This window comes from Nonomuraea cavernae (assembly GCF_040655715.1).
In the GTDB taxonomy this organism is placed as follows: domain Bacteria; phylum Actinomycetota; class Actinomycetes; order Streptosporangiales; family Streptosporangiaceae; genus Nonomuraea; species Nonomuraea cavernae_A.
Genome location: NZ_JBFAKL010000025.1, coordinates 17,620 through 35,224, shown reverse-complemented (window position 1 = coordinate 35,224; position 17,605 = coordinate 17,620). Strand labels below are relative to the sequence as shown.

Here is a 17,605-nt window from a genome sequence, read left to right as displayed (position 1 = left end):
ACGGGCTCGATCCGATGGGAGGAAGGGTGTGGGAGTCTGGACCTGTGCCGATCGACTGGTCCCGTGAAGAGATCCTCGGAGCGGTCAGGACCTGCTTGCTGCGTACGGGCGCTGTGACGGACGGCTACTCCGGCGTCGACGTCATCGCGGAGCCCGACAGCATGTTGGTGATCTTCCGCTGGCGGCGAGATCCCAACACCTACGCCATCGAGGTCGCGTTCCCGACGGTGCCGGAGAGTCCGTGGACCGGCCTGCCGGTGGCCTCGGCGGACGAATGGGCCGCGGACGTCGCGGGTCGCCTCGCCGAGGAACTCGCGACCGGGCTGGTGCGTCGAAGCCGCCGGACGATCCGGGACGGGAACGTCGTGTTGGACACCCACGATGCCCCAGACCTCTGCCCCGCCGGGTTCTTCATCGGTTCGGTTCCACTCGACGACGGCATGCTCGCCCTCTCAGGAGATGACCGGGAGGAGGGCCATCCCCTTCCGAGATCGCCGTCGGCACTGGTCCCCCCGCTTGCCTCCGATGCCGGCTTCTGGCTGGCCGAGGCGGGGATGGATGTGACCATTCCCAGAAAGCTGATCGTCGAAGGCAGCCTTGCCTGCTGGCTGCAGGCCTACGTCGACAACGCCCGCGGGGAACCCTTCGTCGGTCAGGCGGCCACGTCCTGGGAGGACGAGCAGCACACCACCGCCCGTCTCGACCTTGCGCACGTCCAGCCCGGCGTCCCATCGGAGGTACGCCATGCGCTGGTGCGTCACGCGGTCTGCGAGGCGGCCGAGACCGGCGCCCTGCGCGTGGTCACCGCGATCGACGTTCCCGAACTCCATGGACTGGGGTTCCGTCCCGCAAACGATGGCGGCCTCGTCCTTCACACCAACAGCGCTGAGCCGCCCTCGGCCCCCGCGGCCAGGGCCTGACCCGAGGCGCCTCCCACCCGAGGCTGCGCCGCAACATGCGAAATCTCAGAACTCGTCGTAACCGGAGACCTGACCGATGGAGAAGATATGCCGGTTCGCGGCGCAGATCGTCTCCAGAACGTGGACGGGCGTGTCCTCGGTGGAGTAGCCGGCCCGGAGCACCTGAACGATCCATTCGCCAGGCTCGAGCTCCAACGTCTCGCGCTCGAAGGCGGTCGGTGTCCGGGCGGTCAGGTGCTCCTCCGCATGGCCGAACGCGTAGCCCAGAGCGATCAACGCGGACTGTAGCGACGGCTGCACGAACTCCGGCTCGGCAAGTCTGGTGTCACCGAACAGGTCGGCGCGGAAGTAGCTCGTCGCCATGCGCACCGGCACGTCGTTGGCCGTCATCACCTTGCGCCGGGCCACGATGTCCGTTCCAGGCTCCACCCGCAGGCAGGCCGCGACATGATCGTTCGCGGGCTCCAGCCCGACGTAGAGCATCCGCCGACCGGCCTTGAGTCCCTGCCGTTCCGCCTCCGCCAGGAAGAGGGACTTGGAACCTCGTACGGCGGGTTCGGTGGGCAGCGCCCGGTGCACCAGCACCCGAGGAGCCGGTGAGGCAGGGCCTTCCGGAGCGCGAGCGGTCGGCCCCTTCCGCATCTGTGAGATGCGTCCTGGCGAGACGCCAAGCCGCCCGGCGATCTCCTCCAGGCTCATGCCGGATTCCCGTGCCTCGGCGATGGCCTGCCGCCGCATCTTGGCCGCCTCGGTCACCAGTCCCTGTTCCTCGGTCATGAGTCGACTGAGGATACGGGCTCGTTCCACGGGATCGCTGACCTGCGCGACTTCCCTCAGCGTCTTCAAGTCCATCCGGGCGTTGCCTCCTCAGCGACCGACATTCGCCGCACTTCAGCCCTCCTATTGCGAGGGCTCGATCAGGGCCATACTCTCGACTTTAGCCCCCCTAAATCGGGGCCTACAGCAGACCCCCGCCTACGGGACAAACAGTGCTGTAACACCGCCCGCAGACGGGGGTCCGAAGCATCGAGAGCTTTGGGCGTCAACGATGCAGAACCAGATTATCGCCGTACCCAGGAACGGCAAGAAGACGCAGGCCGTACTGTCCGCAGATCTCCTGCGCCAGGCCCTTGAGACCGACCACGGCATACATGCTGACGTACACAGCGGCCACGGCCTTGCCCTGGTGTCCGTCTGGGTGGGACTGGTGGTGTGGTGCGACGGCGAGTGGCACTGGTGGCGGGCGGGCTGGGACGACCGCCGCAAGCGCGTGCTCTACGCTCGCCACCCAGCCATTGAGCCGTCACGAGCTGCGCGCCGGATCGCCTTCCGTTATGTCGATCTCCGGAACCAGTGTCCCCTTACGGAGACGATCTGAGATCTCGCCTTGCCGGGCCCGCGGAGGCGAGATCCTGTTGAAGGAGCCTCAGCGCGGGTGCTGGGGCTCGCGTCCCTGCCGTTGAGCCCGGCGTCAGGAGCTCGTGAGGATGACGAGTTGCCGGGTCGCCCGGGTCATCGCGACATAGCGGTCGACCGCTCCTTCGATGCCATCGCCGAACGCCTCCGGGTCGATGAGGACGACCAGGTCGAACTCGAGCCCCTTCGCCAGCTCCGGGGTCAGCGACCGGACGCGGGACGTCGTCCGGAACGTGGGATCGCCGATGACGCAGGCGATCCCGTCGGCATGCGCGGCGAGCCAGGTGTCGAGGATCGAGCTCAGCTCCGAAGCGGATCCGTGCACGACGGGGATGCCGCCGCTGCGGATGGAGGTCGGCACGTTGGCGTCCGGCAGCACGGCCCGGATGACCGGCTCGGCTTCCGCCATGATCTCCTCCGGCGTCCGGTAGTTGACGCTCAGGGAGGCCAGGTCGACCCGGTCGAGGCCGATCCGCTTGAGCCGTTCCTGCCACGACTCCGTGAACCCGTGCCGGGCCTGGGCACGATCCCCGACGATGGTGAAGCTCCGCGACGGGCACCGGAGCAGGAGCATCTGCCACTCCGCGTCTGTCAGTTCCTGAGCCTCGTCCACGACGATGTGCGCGAACGGGCCGGCGAGCAGGTCCGGTTCGAGGGTGGGCAGCTCGGACTCGTCGACCAGATTCCGCTGGAGGTCCGCTCGGCGCAGCTGTGTCACGAGGCCTTCGCCGTCGTCATCGGCCTCGATCAGGGTGTCGACGACTTGGGCCATGCGCTCGCGCTGGGCGGCGAGAGCGGTTTCCTGCCGGCGCTTGCGTCGTGACACCTCCGGGTCGCCGAGCCGCTGCCGTGCCGCGTCCAGGAGCGGCAGGTCGGACACCGTCCAGGCCTGGGCGTCAGCGCGCTGCAGCTTCCGGACGTCGCCGGGGCTGAGCCAGGGAGCGCACAGCCGCAGGTAGGCGGGCACCGACCACAGGTCTCCGACGAGGTCAGTCGCTTCGAGTAGCGGCCACGCGCGGTTGAAGGTCGCGAGCAGCTCCCTGTCCCGCAGCAGCGACCTGCGGAGCAGCTCGACCGAGATCTCTTCCTCGTGCTTGTCGGCCAGGATCGTGAGCAGCTCCTCCCAGATCTGGTCGCGCGCCTCGTTGTGCGGGGTGCCGGGATCCGGTGCGTCGAACGCCTCGGCCCAATCGTCGGCGCTCAGCCAGATGTCGGACCAGGGGGTCGTGACCGTCATCCCCTCGGTGGGCGGGTTCTCGTAGAACCTGACGGCCGGCTCGATCGCCTTCACCAGGTCCGCCGACGACTTCAGCAGGGCCACGCCCGGGTCGGCCTCGATCGCCGCCGCGGCTCCTTCGGCGACGAGGTCCCGCAGGGTGCAGGTCTGTACGCCCTCCTCTCCGAGGCTGGGCAGGACGTCGGCGACATAGGCCAGGTAGGGCTGGTGCGGACCGACGAACAGCACGCCGCCCCGGTGGTGACCGAGGCGAGGGTCCGCGTAGAGGAGGTAGGCGGAGCGGTGCAGAGCGACGACGGTCTTGCCCGTGCCCGGACCGCCGTCGACGACGAGAGCGCCGCGCGATCCCGCGCGGATGATGGCGTCCTGGTCGGCCTGGATGGTGCCGAGCACGTCTCGCATCCGCGCCGACCGGTTGCCGCCCAGGCTGGCGATGAAGGCCGACTGGTCGTCGAGCGCGGCGTGCCCTTCGAACCCGTCAGAGGTGAACACCTCGTCCCAGTAATCGCTGATCCGGCCGCGGGTCCAGCGATACCGGCGGCGGCTCGCCAGCCCCATCGGGTTGGCGTGGGTGGCTCCGAAGAACGGCTCAGCCGCGGGTGAGCGCCAGTCGAGCAGCAGCCGGCGACCCGCGCTGTCCGTGAGGCCGAGTCGTCCGACGTACACGGGCTCGGGGTCGTCCGCGCCGACCATGTGCCCGAGGCACAGGTCCAGACCGAAGCGACGCAGGGCACGCAGGCGAGCGGTCAGCCGGTGGATCTCCAGGTCCCGGTCCAGCACCGCCCGGCCGATGCCACCGGGCGCCTTGCGCTCGGCGTCGAGGCGGTCCGACAGATCGGCGATCGACCGCTCAAGGCTCTCCGCGATGGCCGCGAAGTGCCGCTCATCACCGGCGATCAGCTTCGGATCGGCCTTGGGGAAAAGATGGTCGGGAAGGTCAAACGCGCTGGTGGTCAGCGGGGTCACGTCAGTAGCTCCAGTGTGAGGGCGCTTGCGATCATTGGGATCCTGGCTCGACGATCCAGCGTGGTTCACGCGGGCCCGCGGCCTTTCTCGACCGACCGCGCCGCGAGTCCCGCCAGCGGTTCGATGTCCCCCCACGACCCATACGTCGACAACAACACCCGCACTTCGTGTCCCCCGTTTCCGCAGGTTCTGGCCTCGGCCCACGATTCTGCGGCACGACCCGGGTCTTGCCGCAAGCCCCCCGGTGCGCTATACGTTGAGAGTGGAAAGGGGTGAGTAGTCCCCCTTTTCCTCCATAGTCCGCTGTAGCCGGACACCTCGCCCAAGGCCTGGCCGGCGTCGTCACCCGGTCGCAGGCCGGCGACCGTCGCCTTGTCGGCACCGGTTGGTGACGTTCGTCGCGTCCGCCTGATCGGCAACGTGGGCTGCGTTGGCCGCGCCAGGGCATCAGGGCGAACGAAAGTATCCCTGGCAATGGTAGGCAGATCAGGGAGATGGCTGCCGTCGCACTCTCGTTCCAGTCTCGAAGTCCAGCATCGGCCACAGATACCCGTGTGGCCCGATGATCGACCCGAGAACGACGGCGAGGCCCAATGACGTTCGACACCCCCGGTCCAACAGCGATCAGGACCGTGCGGGCCACTGGTACGGGCGGCTCCCAGAAAGCCGGACCCGCGCTTTTGGCGCTCAGTCTCGGGGGGTTCGGTATCGGACTCACCGAATTCGTCATCGCAGGTTTGCTCACCGAGGTGTCCACGGACCTGGGGGTGACGATCAGCGAAGCGGGCCACCTCGTCGGCGCCTACGCGCTCGCCGTGGTTCCCGGCGCGCTCGTCCTCACCCCGTTACTGATGAGACGGCCGCCCAAGTACGCGCTCGTACTGCTGCTGGCGTTCTTCATCATCGGCAACGTCCTCTCCGCGTGGTCCCCTGACTTCACGGTGATGTTCGCCGGGCGGATCATCGCCGCCCTCGCTCATGGTGGGTTCTTCGGAATCGGGGCCGTCCTCGCCGGGTCGCTGGTCTCGCCTTCGAAGCAGGCATCGGCCGTCGCGGCGTTGTTCGCCGGTCTCACCGTCGCCAATGTGCTCGGTGTGCCGGCGGGCGCGTTCGTGGGGCAGCAGGTGGGCTGGCGGATGGCGTTCTGGATCATCAGCGCGATCGGCGTCATCGCGCTGCTCGGTCTGGCGGCGCTGGTGCCCCGGACAGAGCCAGAGCCGGATCAACTACCTCTCGGCCGGCAGTTCCGCGCTCTCGCGAGGCCGCAGGTGCTCGCGTCTCTGCTCACGACCGCGCTCGTCTTCGGCGGCATGTTCGGTGTCTTCACCTATGTCGAGCCGCTCCTGCGCGAGGTCACCGGCTACCCGGCGTCCGCCATCCCGTGGCTGCTCGTCCTGTTCGGCCTCGGCCTGTTCGCGGGGAACATCCTCGGCGGCCGCGCAGCCGACAAGAACGCCGACAACGCTGTTCTCGTTCTCGCGATCGCGCTGCCCATCGTGATCCTGACGCTGCGGGCCGTCGCGTCGATGCCGCTTCCCAGCGCGATCCTGCTGATGCTGCTCGGCGCGGTCGGGTTCGCCACCGTGCCCGGACTCCAGGCGCGCGTCCTCCGTCACGCCCAAGGCGCGGCGACGCTCGCGTCGGCGGCGAACATCGCCGCGTTCAACCTAGGCAACACCCTAGGGGTCGTTCTCGCCGGAGCCGCCATCGACCTGGGCTACGGCCTGCGCAGCCCCGGCGTCACCGGCGCGGTCCTCACCGGGATCGGCCTCACCCTCATCGTGCTCACCCGTACCCGGCCGCACCGGCCAGGGGATGTGCACGGCTGATCACAGGGAGGTCAGCAACCGCAGGGCCGCGTACGAGGTGCTGCCAGGCTTGGCGGCGTGGGTCAGGATGCGCTGACCGTTGCCTTCGGGCAGATGCAGCACCTCGTAGTCAAGCGTGAGGGCGCCGATCTCGGGATGGCGGAACCGTTTCGAACCACTCGTGCACAGCTTCACGGCGTGACCGGCCCACAACGAGGCGAACTCCGGGCTGTTCAGGCTGAGCTCTCCGACTAGTTCGGCCAGGCGCCGGTCGCCGGCGAACTGAGCCGCGACGTAGCGCAGTGAGGCCACCGCGAGCGCCGCCTCGGCCGCCCAATCGAGGTAGAGGTCGCGGGTGTGTGGATCGAGGAACAGCATGCGGAGCTGGTTCGGCCGATCCACCGGCCTCGCGGGGGCGGTGAAGTCGAGGTGTCCGGCCAGCAGGAGGTGCCCGGCCCGGTTCCAGGCGAGGACGTCGTTGAACCGGCCCAGCAGCACAGCGGGGACATCACCCATCGCGTGCAGAAGCTGCTCGGCGCCGGGCTTGGCGCTCTCCGGCTTCGGCGGGCGAGGGCGTTTGACCGGAGCCGGGTGAGCGAGCGCGAACAGGTGCGCCCGCTCATCCGCGTCCAGACGCAGGGCCCGGGCCAGAGCGTCGATGACCGCGTCGGAGGCGTTCTGCGACTGCCCCTGCTCCAGGCGGGTCAGATAGGTCACCGACACCCCGGCGAGCTGCGCGAGCTCTTCGCGCCGCAGACCGGGCACCCGGCGGCGGCCGTAGCTGCGCACACCGGCGTCTTCGGGGGTGAGCCGATCGCGGCGTGAGCGGAGGAACTCGCCGAGCTCGGTCACCGGCCGGTCCTGGTGCGCGGGCTGTACTGCCATCCCGCCATTCTCGCCGATCGCGACGGCCGGAGCCTGTCCTCCTCAGTGGTAGGCAACCGGGGGTTCTGGCTGCGTACGGCGGGGCGGCCGAGTGTGGATCACATGCTGGACATCGAAACGTCTCCTTCACCATCGTCCGCTGTCCCCGAGCGGTTGTCCTCGCGCCAGCGGGTCGTGCTGGCCGTGCTCCTCACGGCGAACTTCACGCTCGCGGTGGACTTCTCCATCCTCAACGTCGCGCTGCCGCACATCGGCCGCGACCTCGGTTTCGCCACCGGTGATCTGCAATGGATCGTCACGTCGTTCGCGCTCTGCGCCGCCGGGTTCACTCTGCTCTTCGGTCGCGTCGCGGACCTGTTCGGCCGCAAACGACTCTTCCTCCTCGGCATCGTGCTGCTCGGCGTTTCCTCCCTCGCCGGTGGCCTGGCCCAAGAGCCCGTCCTCCTGCTCGCGGCTCGCGTCGGCCAGGGCATCGCCACCGCGATGGTCACCCCCGCCGCCCTGTCGCTGCTGACCACGATGTTCGGTGAAGGTCCGGCACGCTCGCGTGCCCTCGGTCTCAACGGCGCCCTCATGGCCGCCGGTTTCACCATCGGCGCGGTGCTCGGCGGCGTCCTCACCGGCGGGGTGAGCTGGCGATGGGCGTTCCTCATCAACGTCGCCGTCGCCATCGCCGTGCTCCTCACCGCCCCGTTCGTCCTGGCCGAGAAGCCGGCCGAGAGGCGTCCCCGCCTCGATCTTCCCGGCGCGATCACCGTCACGTCCGGCCTCGTCGCCCTGGTCTACGGCATCGCCACCGCCGGCGAGGCGGGCTGGCGCAGCCCCGCCTCATGGGGGCCGATCATCGCCGCCGTCGTGTTCTTCGCGATCTTCTGGGCCGTCGAGTCCCGGGTGTCCGAACCGCTCGTCGCCCCCGCGCTGCTGCGGCGCAGCAACGTCGCGTGGGGCAACATCGCGGGACTCCTCGCCTTCGCGACCGAAACCTCGCTCGTGTTCCTGCTGACCCTCTACCTCCAGGAGATCCTCGGTCACAGCGCCGTGGGTGCGGGCCTCATCCTCGCCGTCCTCGGCACGGGAACCGTCGTCGGCGGGCTCCTCGCCCCGAAGGTCATCGGCAGAACCGGATCGAAGACCGCGATCATCGTCGGCTTCGTCGTTCAAGCAGCCGCGACGATCCCGCTCGCCTTCGTCGGAGACGACCGCGGATGGCTCATCGCACTGCTCGTCGTCACCTTTGTCGGCGGGGTCGCGAACCTCGTCGCGATCGTCGGTTACGTCGTCACCGCCACCGCCGGCGTCCCGAGCGAGCAGCAAGGGCTCGCGACCGGACTGGTCACCATGAGCCAGCAGGTCGGCATCACCCTCGGCACGCCGGTCATGTCCGCTCTCGCCATGAGCCAGGTCGCTTCGTCCCTTCTTCCCGGGCTGCGGTTCGCGATCGGCGTCAACGCCGCCCTCGCGATCGTCACAGCTCTCCTGGTGGCGACCTTCCTGCGCCTCCCCGCCACGCCGAAGCGCTGAGGACACGATGCCCGTCGTCCTGAATGTTCCCAAGGTTGACGGGCCTTGCGTCGACCGAGAAGGGACGGTGGTCCTTCAAGGCGTCCTGCGTCACCGATGCTTGAGCGTCGCTCTGATCTCGATGCGCTCAACCAGCGCGCAGGCCCCGGTCGGCGAACGCGATCAGCCACTCAAAGCTCTCGTCGACGTCGGCGCTCCACTGGAAGCCGTTAGCCGCCTGCAACGTGGCGAAGCCGTGGCAGAGGCTGCGGAGCATGCGCAGGGCGTGGTCGGTGTCGGACTCCGCGATCTCGTAACCGCGCAGGACCGCCATGAACGCGCCGAGCAGCCGCTGCCCCGCGATGGCCACCGGATCGTCCGGGCCGGACGGTTCCACGCCGATCGTCGCGGCGTATCGGCCGGGGTGCTCCAGGACGAAGGCGCGGAAGGCGCGCGCCGCGGCAGCCAGGGCGTCGCGGCCCGCGTACCCCTGGACCGCGCCGCCGACGGCGTCGGCGGCCTCGCTCAACGCCAAGGCCGCGATGCGCCGGTTGAGGTCTTCCTGGCCGCCCACGTGCTTGTACAGGGACGGGGGACGCACGCCCACCCGCTCGGCCAGCAAACCCATCGTCAGGTTGGCGAGGCCCACCTCATCTGCGAGGGCGGCACCGGCCGCGACCACGGCCGCCGGGTCCAGGCCGACCCTAGGCACGAGCGGCGTCCGTTCGGAGGAAGGCGACCATGAGCGAAATCACCTGGTCGGGGAACTGGTCGTGCGGATAGTGCCCGGCGCCCTCGATCATCTCAAGGCGACCGAGGCCGGACGGCAGGGCGTCAACGATCGCCGAGCCCTCGGCGTGCGGGTCGGCCCAGTCGGGGTCGAGCGTGCCCATCACGACCAGGACCGGGCAGCGGACGTTGCCGAGCTGCGCGCCGGCGTCCGTCGGGGCGCTGCGGCCCATGCCCCGCATGGCCTTCATCCGGCCCGGCTCGCGCAGCCGGGAGTCGATGCGGCCGAGCCGTTCGGCCCAGCCGGCGGGCTTCACGCCGGGGTAGGCCACGTCGAGGTACGAGCGCCAGAGTGGCACGCTGCCGAACACGCCGGCGCCGAGCAGCCGCAGCATGCCCTGCCGGAAGCGCTTCACCCGCAGGTCGCCGAGGCGGATCGACTGCTTGCGGGTGAACGGCGCCAGCTCGACGACCGCGCTGATCAGCGAGGGCTCCTGCGCCGCGGCGATGGTGGCGGCGCCGCCGGAGATGGAGTGGCCGACGAGCACCGCCGGGCCGCCCAGGTGGCGGATCAGGGCGAGCAGGTCACCGGCGATGGCGGTGCGGCTCCAGGCCGGCCAGCCGACGCTGGACTCGCCGCAGCCGCGCAGATCGACCGCGGCGACCCGATAGCCCGCCGCCACCAGCGGCGGGATCACAGCACGGTACGCGGCTCGGCTGTCGCCCATGCCGTGCGCGAGGACGATCAGCGGGCCGGACCCCGCCACCTCGTAAGCGATCGTGCCGCCGGCGACGGCAAGGTGCTCGGTCATGACATCTCCCAGGGCTGGCTAACATCGTTAGCTAAAAGCTAATCTCATTAGCCAACCCTGTCAAACGACGAATCGGTGACTGTTTTCGGTTGCGGCGGTCCTGACGGTGGGTCTGGGACCTCCGGCGGCAGCAGGGAAGAGTGTCGTCCGCCACGCCGACGACAGTTGCCGCAAGGTGAAGTGCACACGCTGCCTGCCGGGCAGATCCCGGTGAGTTTCAGCCCGGACAACAAGTATCTGCTCACCCGCGGGCAGGGGGTCGCCACGGTCTATTCGACCGAGACCTGGGGGGTGGTACGGGTCGGACAGGGCACTCTGGGCGGCACGCTCCATATGGACGGAACGACGGCCGCCTATATTGATCGCAGCGGCCACAAGACCCACTCCATCCGGTTCCTCAATCTGGCCACGGGCGGATCAACCGGATCCCCGATAGAGATCCCGCCCGGCGAGTCCGGCAGCCAGCTGTATTGGGACCGAGCGAATCACCTTACGGACGCATCATCCCGGGTGACCCACCTGACCTACACCGTCGGGAAGCGGTAGCCGGCGCACCACACCGGCCGGCGCCCCACATGGGAACGTGAAGTGCCGGTCGCAGACGCGGTTGACGACGGGCGGCCTGCTCGGCTGTGCCGGCGCGGAAACACCGAGCCGAGGTGTCAAGGGAAGCGTGGCCGAGGAGGGCCGGGCGGCGGCCGCGGATGTCGAGCCATGCGGAGATGCGGGGCCGGGCGGGCGCTCCGCCCGGGACCGCGGTTGCGACCTCCTCTTCGATCCCCGCGCCCATACAACGTGGAGAACGATCATCTGAGGGATCACCGCGCCACGACAAAGGGGGGCGTTCCGGCCGGAACGCCCCCTAGCCAGTGATCAGTCATTCAGGTTGTAACTGTTGTGGTCGCACCCCCTCAGCGGGCAGGGGCCTGCCTGTGGAGCTGCGCAGCCCGTGCATGGCGGCGGAACGCCGGCCGATCCGGTGTACTCGCCCTGCCCACCACTGGGCAGGTGCGTGCATCCGTATTCCGGCCTGGACCCGGAGTCACACGTCCGCACGGGGCTCCGTCCGTCGCTGGTGAACATCTCCTGCAGGGCGTCGATGACCGGATCCACGAGTCCGAACTGGTCCAGCACGTCCAGGGTGAGGAAGATGACCCCCACCCCTGGGATCAACTGGCCGCCCGTCAGGACCGCCCCCTTGACACACGCCTGGCTGGTAAAGCCCTCTGACCCGCAGTCCATGACGAGACCGATGGCGCCGACCGCATACCCGATGTCGTCGGCCACCGCGAAGAACTCGGTGATCCTGGCGCAGCCGTGGGAATCGGTGCAGAACTCCAGGCCGAGATCGAGGACGTCGAGCGCGTTGTCAGTGCCGCCGACCACCCGCTCGGCGAGGTCATCGACGGTGAGGTCCTCACCGCCGGTGATGGTGCTGCCCTCCAGGCTGGAGCCGCATTCGGTGTTCCCAGGGGTACCCGGGGCGCAGGCGTCCATGATGGCCGGCGCCGGCTTGGGGGTCGGCTGGGCGTTGGTCCATCCCTTTCCGTTGTGCGTGCACGTGACCTTCCCATTGGCGCAGTCGTCGGGAATCAGGCCGCTGGGGTCGGAGAAGGCCGTAGGGTTGTTGAGCCCGTAGGCATAGGGGTTGATGGTCTGTGGCCGGGCGACGTCGAAGAGCGGATCAGGGGAGACGAACCGTCCCATCGATGGGTCGTAGTAGCGGGCGTTGAGGTAGTTGAGCCCGGTGGAGCTGTCCTCGATCTGGCTGATCCAGCCGCGGTCGGTGTCGGCCCTGTCGGTGCCGCGCGGCTTACCGTACGGCTGGTAGGACCTGATGTGACTGGGCGTCTCTGAACCGGCCGGGACGGTGAGCTGAACCGATCCCTGGTTGTCGGTGGCCAGGAACTCCACGCGGGTGGCCGTGCGGATCGCGATGGGTGTGCCGTTGAAGCTGTAGGTGCGGACCGCCTTCGATCCGGTGATCTCGTGGCCGTCGATGTAGCGGGTGGTGCCCGCGGGGGTCTTGCGCTGCAGGCGCTTGCCGTCGGCGTCGTAGACGAAGCTGGAGGTTCCCGCGGCGAGGAGAAGCCGTTCGGGGCTCCAGGTGAGTGTCTCGGTCCGCCCTGAGACGGTACGGCTCGCCAGGTCGCCGTTGGCGTTCCACGTGTAGGTGTTGCCGCCGACCGCGGTGGGCGCGTGCGGACGCGTACCGCCTGCCGTTGGGTAGGTGTAGGCGATCTGCGTGCCGCTCTCGACCCGCCGGGTGAGGTTGCCGTCGGCGCTGAGAGTGTAGGTGTGGTCGTAGGCGTTGGCACCCGTGCCGGGTGTGCCGGCCGTACAGGTGCCTGTTGTGGTGAAGGCGCGGGTGAGGCGTTGGCGGTCGTCGTGGTCGAAGCACTCGCGCCAGGATTGCCCGTTCAGGGTCGTGAGCCGGTCGACGACGTGGCCGAAGGTGTCGTCGTAGGTGAAGCGCAGGTCTTGCAGCGTGGTGTTGCCGCCGCCCGCCTTGATCGCCTTGACGCGCTGGTCGGCGTCGTATTCCGTCATCCGGCTGAAAGGCACCGTCCGGGATCCCGACAGGTTCCACACCGAGCGGGCCCGGTCGTCGTACAGGGCGGACCAGACGTACTCGGCGGCGCCGGCCATGGAGGTCGCCAGGCCCACGTCGTTGTAGGTGGTGTTCACGGTCTCGGCGGGCAGCCCGCCGACGGCCGGGTAGGTGATCCGGGTGGGGTGGTCGGCGGCGTCGTAGCCGTAGCCGACGGTGTAGCTCGCGTCGGGGAAGGTCCAGGTCTGGCCGGTGGGCCGGGCCCGGCCGTCGTAGCCGGTGACGTCGACCACGTAGGAGTCGCCGCCCTCCACGCGGGTGGTCCTGTTCAGCAGGCCCGTCTCCCCCGTCGCGTCATACTCCCACTTGGCCAGCAGCGTGCCTGCCGGGGAATCCTTGCGGCGTTCCTTCGGGCGGCTCAGCGCGTCGTAGAGCGTGTGCACCTGTCCCCCGGCGGCGTTGGTCGCCCGGGTCTGGTTGCCGGCCGCGTCGAATCCGTAGGTCCAGGCGCCCATGTCCGGATCGTTCATGGCGATCTTGCGCCCGGCGAGGTCGTAGGTGTTGGTGATGGTGTTGCCCGCCGGATCGGTGATGGTGGTGAGCCGGTCGGCCTGGTCGTAGCCATAGCGGGTCAGGCGCCAGGCGGTGCCGTCACGTTCCTCCATCCTGATCACCCGCCCGTGGGCGTCGCTGACCGTACGGACGACTCCCCCTGCCTGGGGATGCGGAGTCGTGGTCACCGAGTCGTAGGTGTAGTCGGTGACCACCGAGCGCCGGATGGTGCCCGCGGCCGAGGAGACCTGCCAGATGGGGCGGCGGAGTTCGTCATGAGCGGTCGTCTCGTCGTTCGCCCAGCCTCCTGCCGGGATGGGGAACAGGCCGGCTCCGGCCGCGCCGGTCAGGGCCTGCGGCTGGGAGGTGGCGGCGACCAGGCCACGTCCTTCGTATCGGGTGTCGCTGACGATCGCCTTGCCGGATTCGGGGGACAACGTGTGGGCCTGGCGCGGTCGCAGCCAGCTGTCGTGCAGGACCCAGGAGTCCACGTACCTGGTGGTGTCCTGAAGCCTGCGGGTCCGGACCACGCCTGGCTTGGCTCTGTCGGGGTCGAGGTCGTAGGCGAACTCGTGCGACGCGGACCCACCCTGCTCCGTCGGCCGGTGCACGGTGCGCGTACGGCCCAGCGCGTCGTAGGCGAAGGTGGTCTTCTTGCCCCGTGCGTCGAAGGTCGCCTCGGGCGCCTGCCGGGGGCGGAACCAGGTCGTCGTCGTCCTGTGCCCCAGGGAGTTGGTGACCGTCGTGGTCGCTGGATACCTGATCGCCGGAGTGTGGGCGGTCGTGGTGGTGCGTCCGTTGGGATCGGTCACCGTCAGCGGCCGTCCCAGCCTGTCGTAGGTCGTGGTGGTCGTCGCCCAGGTCGGCGCCGCGGTGAGCTTGACGCGGGAACCGGTCTGATCGCCGCGCGTCGGCGTAGCGCCGAACGCTCCACCGTCGTAGGCGAACTCCTCCCGGGCCAGCTCGGCCCCGTCGCACGTGGCGTTGCCGTACCGGGTGACCGAGGCGGGCAGGTCCAGCAGCCACCGGTCGGAGTTCACCGTGGGCACGGTCACCGTGCACCGCTCATCACCGGTCGAGGCCAGCCAGCCGTGATCGATCACCTTGTCCGCCGTGCCCAGCAGCCCGTTGTAGACGGTCTGGGACCGGCTGCGCACCATGCTGCCATCGACGGGGTTGCGCCGCCGCTCCACCCAGTCGTTCGGCATGACGAACCAGGCGTCGTCCAGCGGATCGGGCCCGGCGGCGTCGACGGTGCGCTGCACGTGATAGCCGGTCACGGTGCCGTGCTCGACGCTGCCGTCGCCGCGCAGCTCCTGCTGGTCGAGCACTCCCCCGGCCAGCCAGTCGTCGTCGTTGACGTTGGTGACGGTGCCGTCCAGGCTGGAGGTCTTGGCCACCCGCGAGCCCGGTCCCGGGAACGGGTCCCCGGCCAGCCTGTCGCCGTTCATGCCGCGGAAGAGCCGATATTGGGTACGGCTGGCGGCCTGGGCGACCAGCATGTCGGCGTAGCCGCGCCATTCTGACCAGGTCTGGTTGGAGTTGGAGACGAACTCGTCCCGGTCATGATGCCAGGCCCCGTTGGGGAAGCCCGCGCGGACCTGGTCACCGTACTTGTAGGAGGTGATCATCGCGGGGCTGCCGCCGACGGTGTCACGCTGTTCCACCTGGGTCACCACGTACTTGTGGAACACCGCGAACCCGGCGGTCCCGCCATCGGGGGCATGCCAGTGCGGGAAGCAGTTGCGGGTGTTCAGGTGCCAGTTCGGCGGATTGGGGATCGGGCTGGGGCACGGGTGCGGCCGGCCGTAGGTGACGATCACCTGGCCACCGGTCTCGTTCGTCACCACGCCGACCCGGTAGTGCGGCATCGCCGACAAGCCGCCCGCCGTGTCGACCCGGTTGTTCAGCAGCACCGGAAAGAAGGTCACCGGCGGCATCGTGATCTGCGGCTCCGCCGACAGGCCCTTGCGCTGGATCGCTGCCAGATACAGCTTCTGGTCCCCGGTCCGGTTCGGATCCGGGTCCGGGAAGGCGTGCGAGAGCGTGATCCGGTCCACGTCGACGAACTCGTCGCCGCCCACCTCGACCTGCGTGGTCAGCGACACGTACCGCAACGCGGTGAAGAACGTCGGGGCGTGCTCGGTGCACACGGCGGTGAAGCACATCAGGTCGACCGGGGTGTCGGGATAGTTCGCGGCTGTGGCCGGGGCCGGCTCCTGGCAGGCCGCGGCCAGGTCGACGCACCGGTAGTCGAGATCGAAAGTGACCCGGGCCGACGGCTCGGTCTCGTTCGCAGCGCGCCGCTTGCCGTACTTGAGGAGGTGCAGGGCGCCGCCGCGCACGTACTCCGTACGCTCGAAGCCGGGCCAGCCGTTCAGCGCGGCGTAGTAGTTGATCTCCTTGATGTACTCGTACTGCTGCACGTTGTCATGCGGGTCGATGACCAGGTCCAGGTTCCACCGCCACGCCTGCACGCACCACGGCAGCGGAGCCTCGGCGTTGCACGGCTCGCCCGCGTCGTCGCCGAACACCGGCACCGTCCACACCGAGTGGGTCTCCACCCCGACGACGTCGGGGTTGACGCCACGGCCGAAGAAATACTGCACTCCTTCGGGGGTCGTCACCTTCCAGTGCTCGCCGTCGTTGTCGCCGTTCTTCGCACCGGTCAGCTGCTCGATCCGCCATCGTGGATCGTCCTTGAGCCGCCACTGCTTCGTCGGCGTCCCGGGCAGCGGCACCAGCTCTCCGGACCGGCCGTTGAGCGAGATGGTGGCGTTGTCGGACTTCCAGCACAGATCATCGGAGCCCTGGCCGTCGGCGCGGCAGGAGTGGTAGCGGCGCTCGATGAAGGAGTCGGCGAAGTCTCCCCAGCCCAGCCCGACCGGGCCGCTCTGGGTGTTCTTGCCCGACACCATGCCGTCGACCGTGCCGGAGGAGTAGCTGAGGCGCAGCGATGGGGTCGGCCCCGCCGGCGCCTTCTGCAGCGGCACGTCGTAGTTGTAGGCGAAGTTCCCCGATCCCGTGACGACCTGCCAGTCGCCCGAGAGCGCCAGCGGCGTCGCCCTGAACGAGCCCTCCTCGCCTTCGGGGCCGGCCGTGACAGCGAACAATCCGGCGGGAACCTCCGCGCTCAGCTTGGTTCCGTTCTTCACCGACGGCACGACCGGGCGGTCGGTGCCGTCCTTGAGCGAGGGCGCGCGCTCGCGGTCGCAGTCGGCGGTCAGGGCGCACTCCGGGAGCCGGACGAGCTTGAGCCGGTCGGCGTATCCCGCGCCGTAGCGCTCGGCGAAGCTTCCGAAGTCGACGGAGACCTTGGTGGCCGCCGAGATCCGGAACACCAGTCCCGGCAGGCTCGCCCGCTCTTCCAGCACCTCCACCCGCGCGGTCGTACCGGCGGCCCCGCTCACCTCCAGCGGTCCGACGCGCTGCGGTTTCGCATCCAGTCTCACCTCGGCCGACGTGGCGGCGGGGAGCTGGGTGCGTTTCGGCTTGGGTGCCGAAGTGCTGTCCACCTCGGGTGCCGACCGGATCTTTTCGACCGGTGGCGAGCCTGGCGCGGCGTCCGATTTCTCTAGCGCCGTGCGCCAGTGCAGCTCCGGCTTCGCTGGGGCGGCTACGGCCTCGACCGCGGGCAAGGTCAGGCCGCTCCATAACAGGGTGAGGACGATGACGATTCTGCTGAGCACGATGACTCCGGGGGGTGAGAAGTCAAAACAGGCACAGTCTGAACTCTCGCCGTCATAAGTCCGTCATAGGTGCTCGATCTTCGGGCGACCAGGCAGTCCAGGTAGCCGGCGCAATCGACGGGCCGCTCGGGGAAGGGCTTCGCACCTGGTACACCACCCTGCGGGCCTGCACCGACGGGCTGGCGGTGACCGTATGACACTCATGCGCGCCCCTGACATCGTGCTCGGCCTGTGCTCCTACACCCACGACTCCGCCGCGGCTCTCCTGGTCAACGGGCGAGCTGGTCGGGTTCGTGGAGGAGGAACGCCTGTCGCAGGTGAAGCACACCCGCGCCTACCCCGAGCAGGCAGTCACCTGGCTGCTGACCGAGGCGGACATCAGCCCCGAGGAGGTGAACGCGGTCGCGTACAACTTCCACGGCCCGCGCTACCTCCCCGCCGCGGCAGGCACCCTCAAGATGCCGGCGCACCCGGCCACGAGCGGCAGGGCGATCCCGCGAGCAGCCAGTTTCGCACGGGTCGCCGCGCGCCTGGCGGCAC

At 69.2% G+C, this 17,605-nt stretch carries 11 protein-coding genes; 5 read left to right on the top strand and 6 right to left on the bottom strand.

Annotated features, from left to right (window positions below):
• The first annotated feature begins 44 nt into the window (after positions 1-44).
• Entirely contained in the window at positions 45-920 is an 876-nt protein-coding gene (locus AB0I38_RS30205; protein WP_358485735.1) for a hypothetical protein, read from the top strand.
• A 45-nt stretch (positions 921-965) separates the two neighbouring features.
• Here the strand turns inward: AB0I38_RS30205 and AB0I38_RS30200 are convergent, their stop codons facing one another.
• Positions 966-1,697, bottom strand: a complete 732-nt coding sequence (locus AB0I38_RS30200; RefSeq protein ID WP_358485729.1) for a UTRA domain-containing protein — start codon at positions 1,695-1,697, stop codon at positions 966-968.
• A 271-nt stretch (positions 1,698-1,968) separates the two neighbouring features.
• Between AB0I38_RS30200 and AB0I38_RS30195 the strand changes: the two genes are divergently transcribed.
• The gene (locus AB0I38_RS30195) at positions 1,969-2,298 is read left to right on the top strand and encodes a hypothetical protein (protein WP_358485721.1); all 330 of its coding nucleotides are present in this window, start codon (positions 1,969-1,971) and stop codon (positions 2,296-2,298) included.
• A gap of 93 nt (positions 2,299-2,391) precedes the next feature.
• On the opposite strand, the gene helR is transcribed toward AB0I38_RS30195, so the two are convergent.
• Positions 2,392-4,539, bottom strand: a complete 2,148-nt coding sequence (helR, locus tag AB0I38_RS30190) for an RNA polymerase recycling motor ATPase HelR (RefSeq protein ID WP_358485716.1) — start codon at positions 4,537-4,539, stop codon at positions 2,392-2,394.
• A 632-nt stretch (positions 4,540-5,171) separates the two neighbouring features.
• On the opposite strand from helR, the gene AB0I38_RS30185 reads away from it, so the two are divergent.
• The gene (locus AB0I38_RS30185) at positions 5,172-6,368 is read left to right on the top strand and encodes an MFS transporter (protein WP_358486458.1); all 1,197 of its coding nucleotides are present in this window, start codon (positions 5,172-5,174) and stop codon (positions 6,366-6,368) included.
• Here AB0I38_RS30185 and AB0I38_RS30180 read toward each other — a convergent pair whose 3' ends face one another.
• Positions 6,369-7,232, bottom strand: coding sequence for a helix-turn-helix transcriptional regulator (locus AB0I38_RS30180; protein WP_358485707.1), 864 nt, complete (start codon positions 7,230-7,232; stop codon positions 6,369-6,371).
• A gap of 102 nt (positions 7,233-7,334) precedes the next feature.
• On the opposite strand from AB0I38_RS30180, the gene AB0I38_RS30175 reads away from it, so the two are divergent.
• Complete coding sequence (locus tag AB0I38_RS30175; protein WP_358485700.1) at positions 7,335-8,753, top strand: MFS transporter; 1,419 nt, start codon at positions 7,335-7,337, stop codon at positions 8,751-8,753.
• A gap of 127 nt (positions 8,754-8,880) precedes the next feature.
• Here the strand turns inward: AB0I38_RS30175 and AB0I38_RS30170 are convergent, their stop codons facing one another.
• On the bottom strand, positions 8,881-9,444 hold the full coding sequence (locus AB0I38_RS30170) for a TetR/AcrR family transcriptional regulator (protein ID WP_358485692.1): 564 nt from the start codon (positions 9,442-9,444) through the stop codon (positions 8,881-8,883).
• Entirely contained in the window at positions 9,437-10,273 is an 837-nt protein-coding gene (locus AB0I38_RS30165) for an alpha/beta fold hydrolase (RefSeq protein WP_358485680.1), read from the bottom strand. Before AB0I38_RS30165 ends, AB0I38_RS30170 begins: the two co-directional genes overlap by 8 nt.
• A gap of 180 nt (positions 10,274-10,453) precedes the next feature.
• On the opposite strand from AB0I38_RS30165, the gene AB0I38_RS30160 reads away from it, so the two are divergent.
• Positions 10,454-10,819: a hypothetical protein gene (locus AB0I38_RS30160; protein ID WP_358485674.1), complete on the top strand. Its 366-nt coding sequence runs from the start codon at positions 10,454-10,456 to the stop codon at positions 10,817-10,819.
• Between the two features lie 327 nt (positions 10,820-11,146).
• Here the strand turns inward: AB0I38_RS30160 and AB0I38_RS30155 are convergent, their stop codons facing one another.
• Positions 11,147-17,065, bottom strand: a complete 5,919-nt coding sequence (locus tag AB0I38_RS30155; protein ID WP_358485669.1) for an RHS repeat domain-containing protein — start codon at positions 17,063-17,065, stop codon at positions 11,147-11,149.
• Between the last annotated feature and the right edge of the window lie 540 nt (positions 17,066-17,605).

Excerpts from the sequence above, each read along its gene's own strand:
- AB0I38_RS30195 (WP_358485721.1), top strand. The coding sequence starts at position 1,969 with ATGCAGAACCAGATTATCGCCGTACCCAGGAACGGCAAGAAGACGCAG.
- AB0I38_RS30180 (WP_358485707.1), bottom strand. The coding sequence starts at position 7,232 with ATGGCAGTACAGCCCGCGCACCAGGACCGGCCGGTGACCGAGCTCGGC.
- AB0I38_RS30200 (WP_358485729.1), bottom strand. The coding sequence starts at position 1,697 with ATGACCGAGGAACAGGGACTGGTGACCGAGGCGGCCAAGATGCGGCGG.
- AB0I38_RS30175 (WP_358485700.1), top strand. The coding sequence starts at position 7,335 with ATGCTGGACATCGAAACGTCTCCTTCACCATCGTCCGCTGTCCCCGAG.
- AB0I38_RS30165 (WP_358485680.1), bottom strand. The coding sequence starts at position 10,273 with ATGACCGAGCACCTTGCCGTCGCCGGCGGCACGATCGCTTACGAGGTG.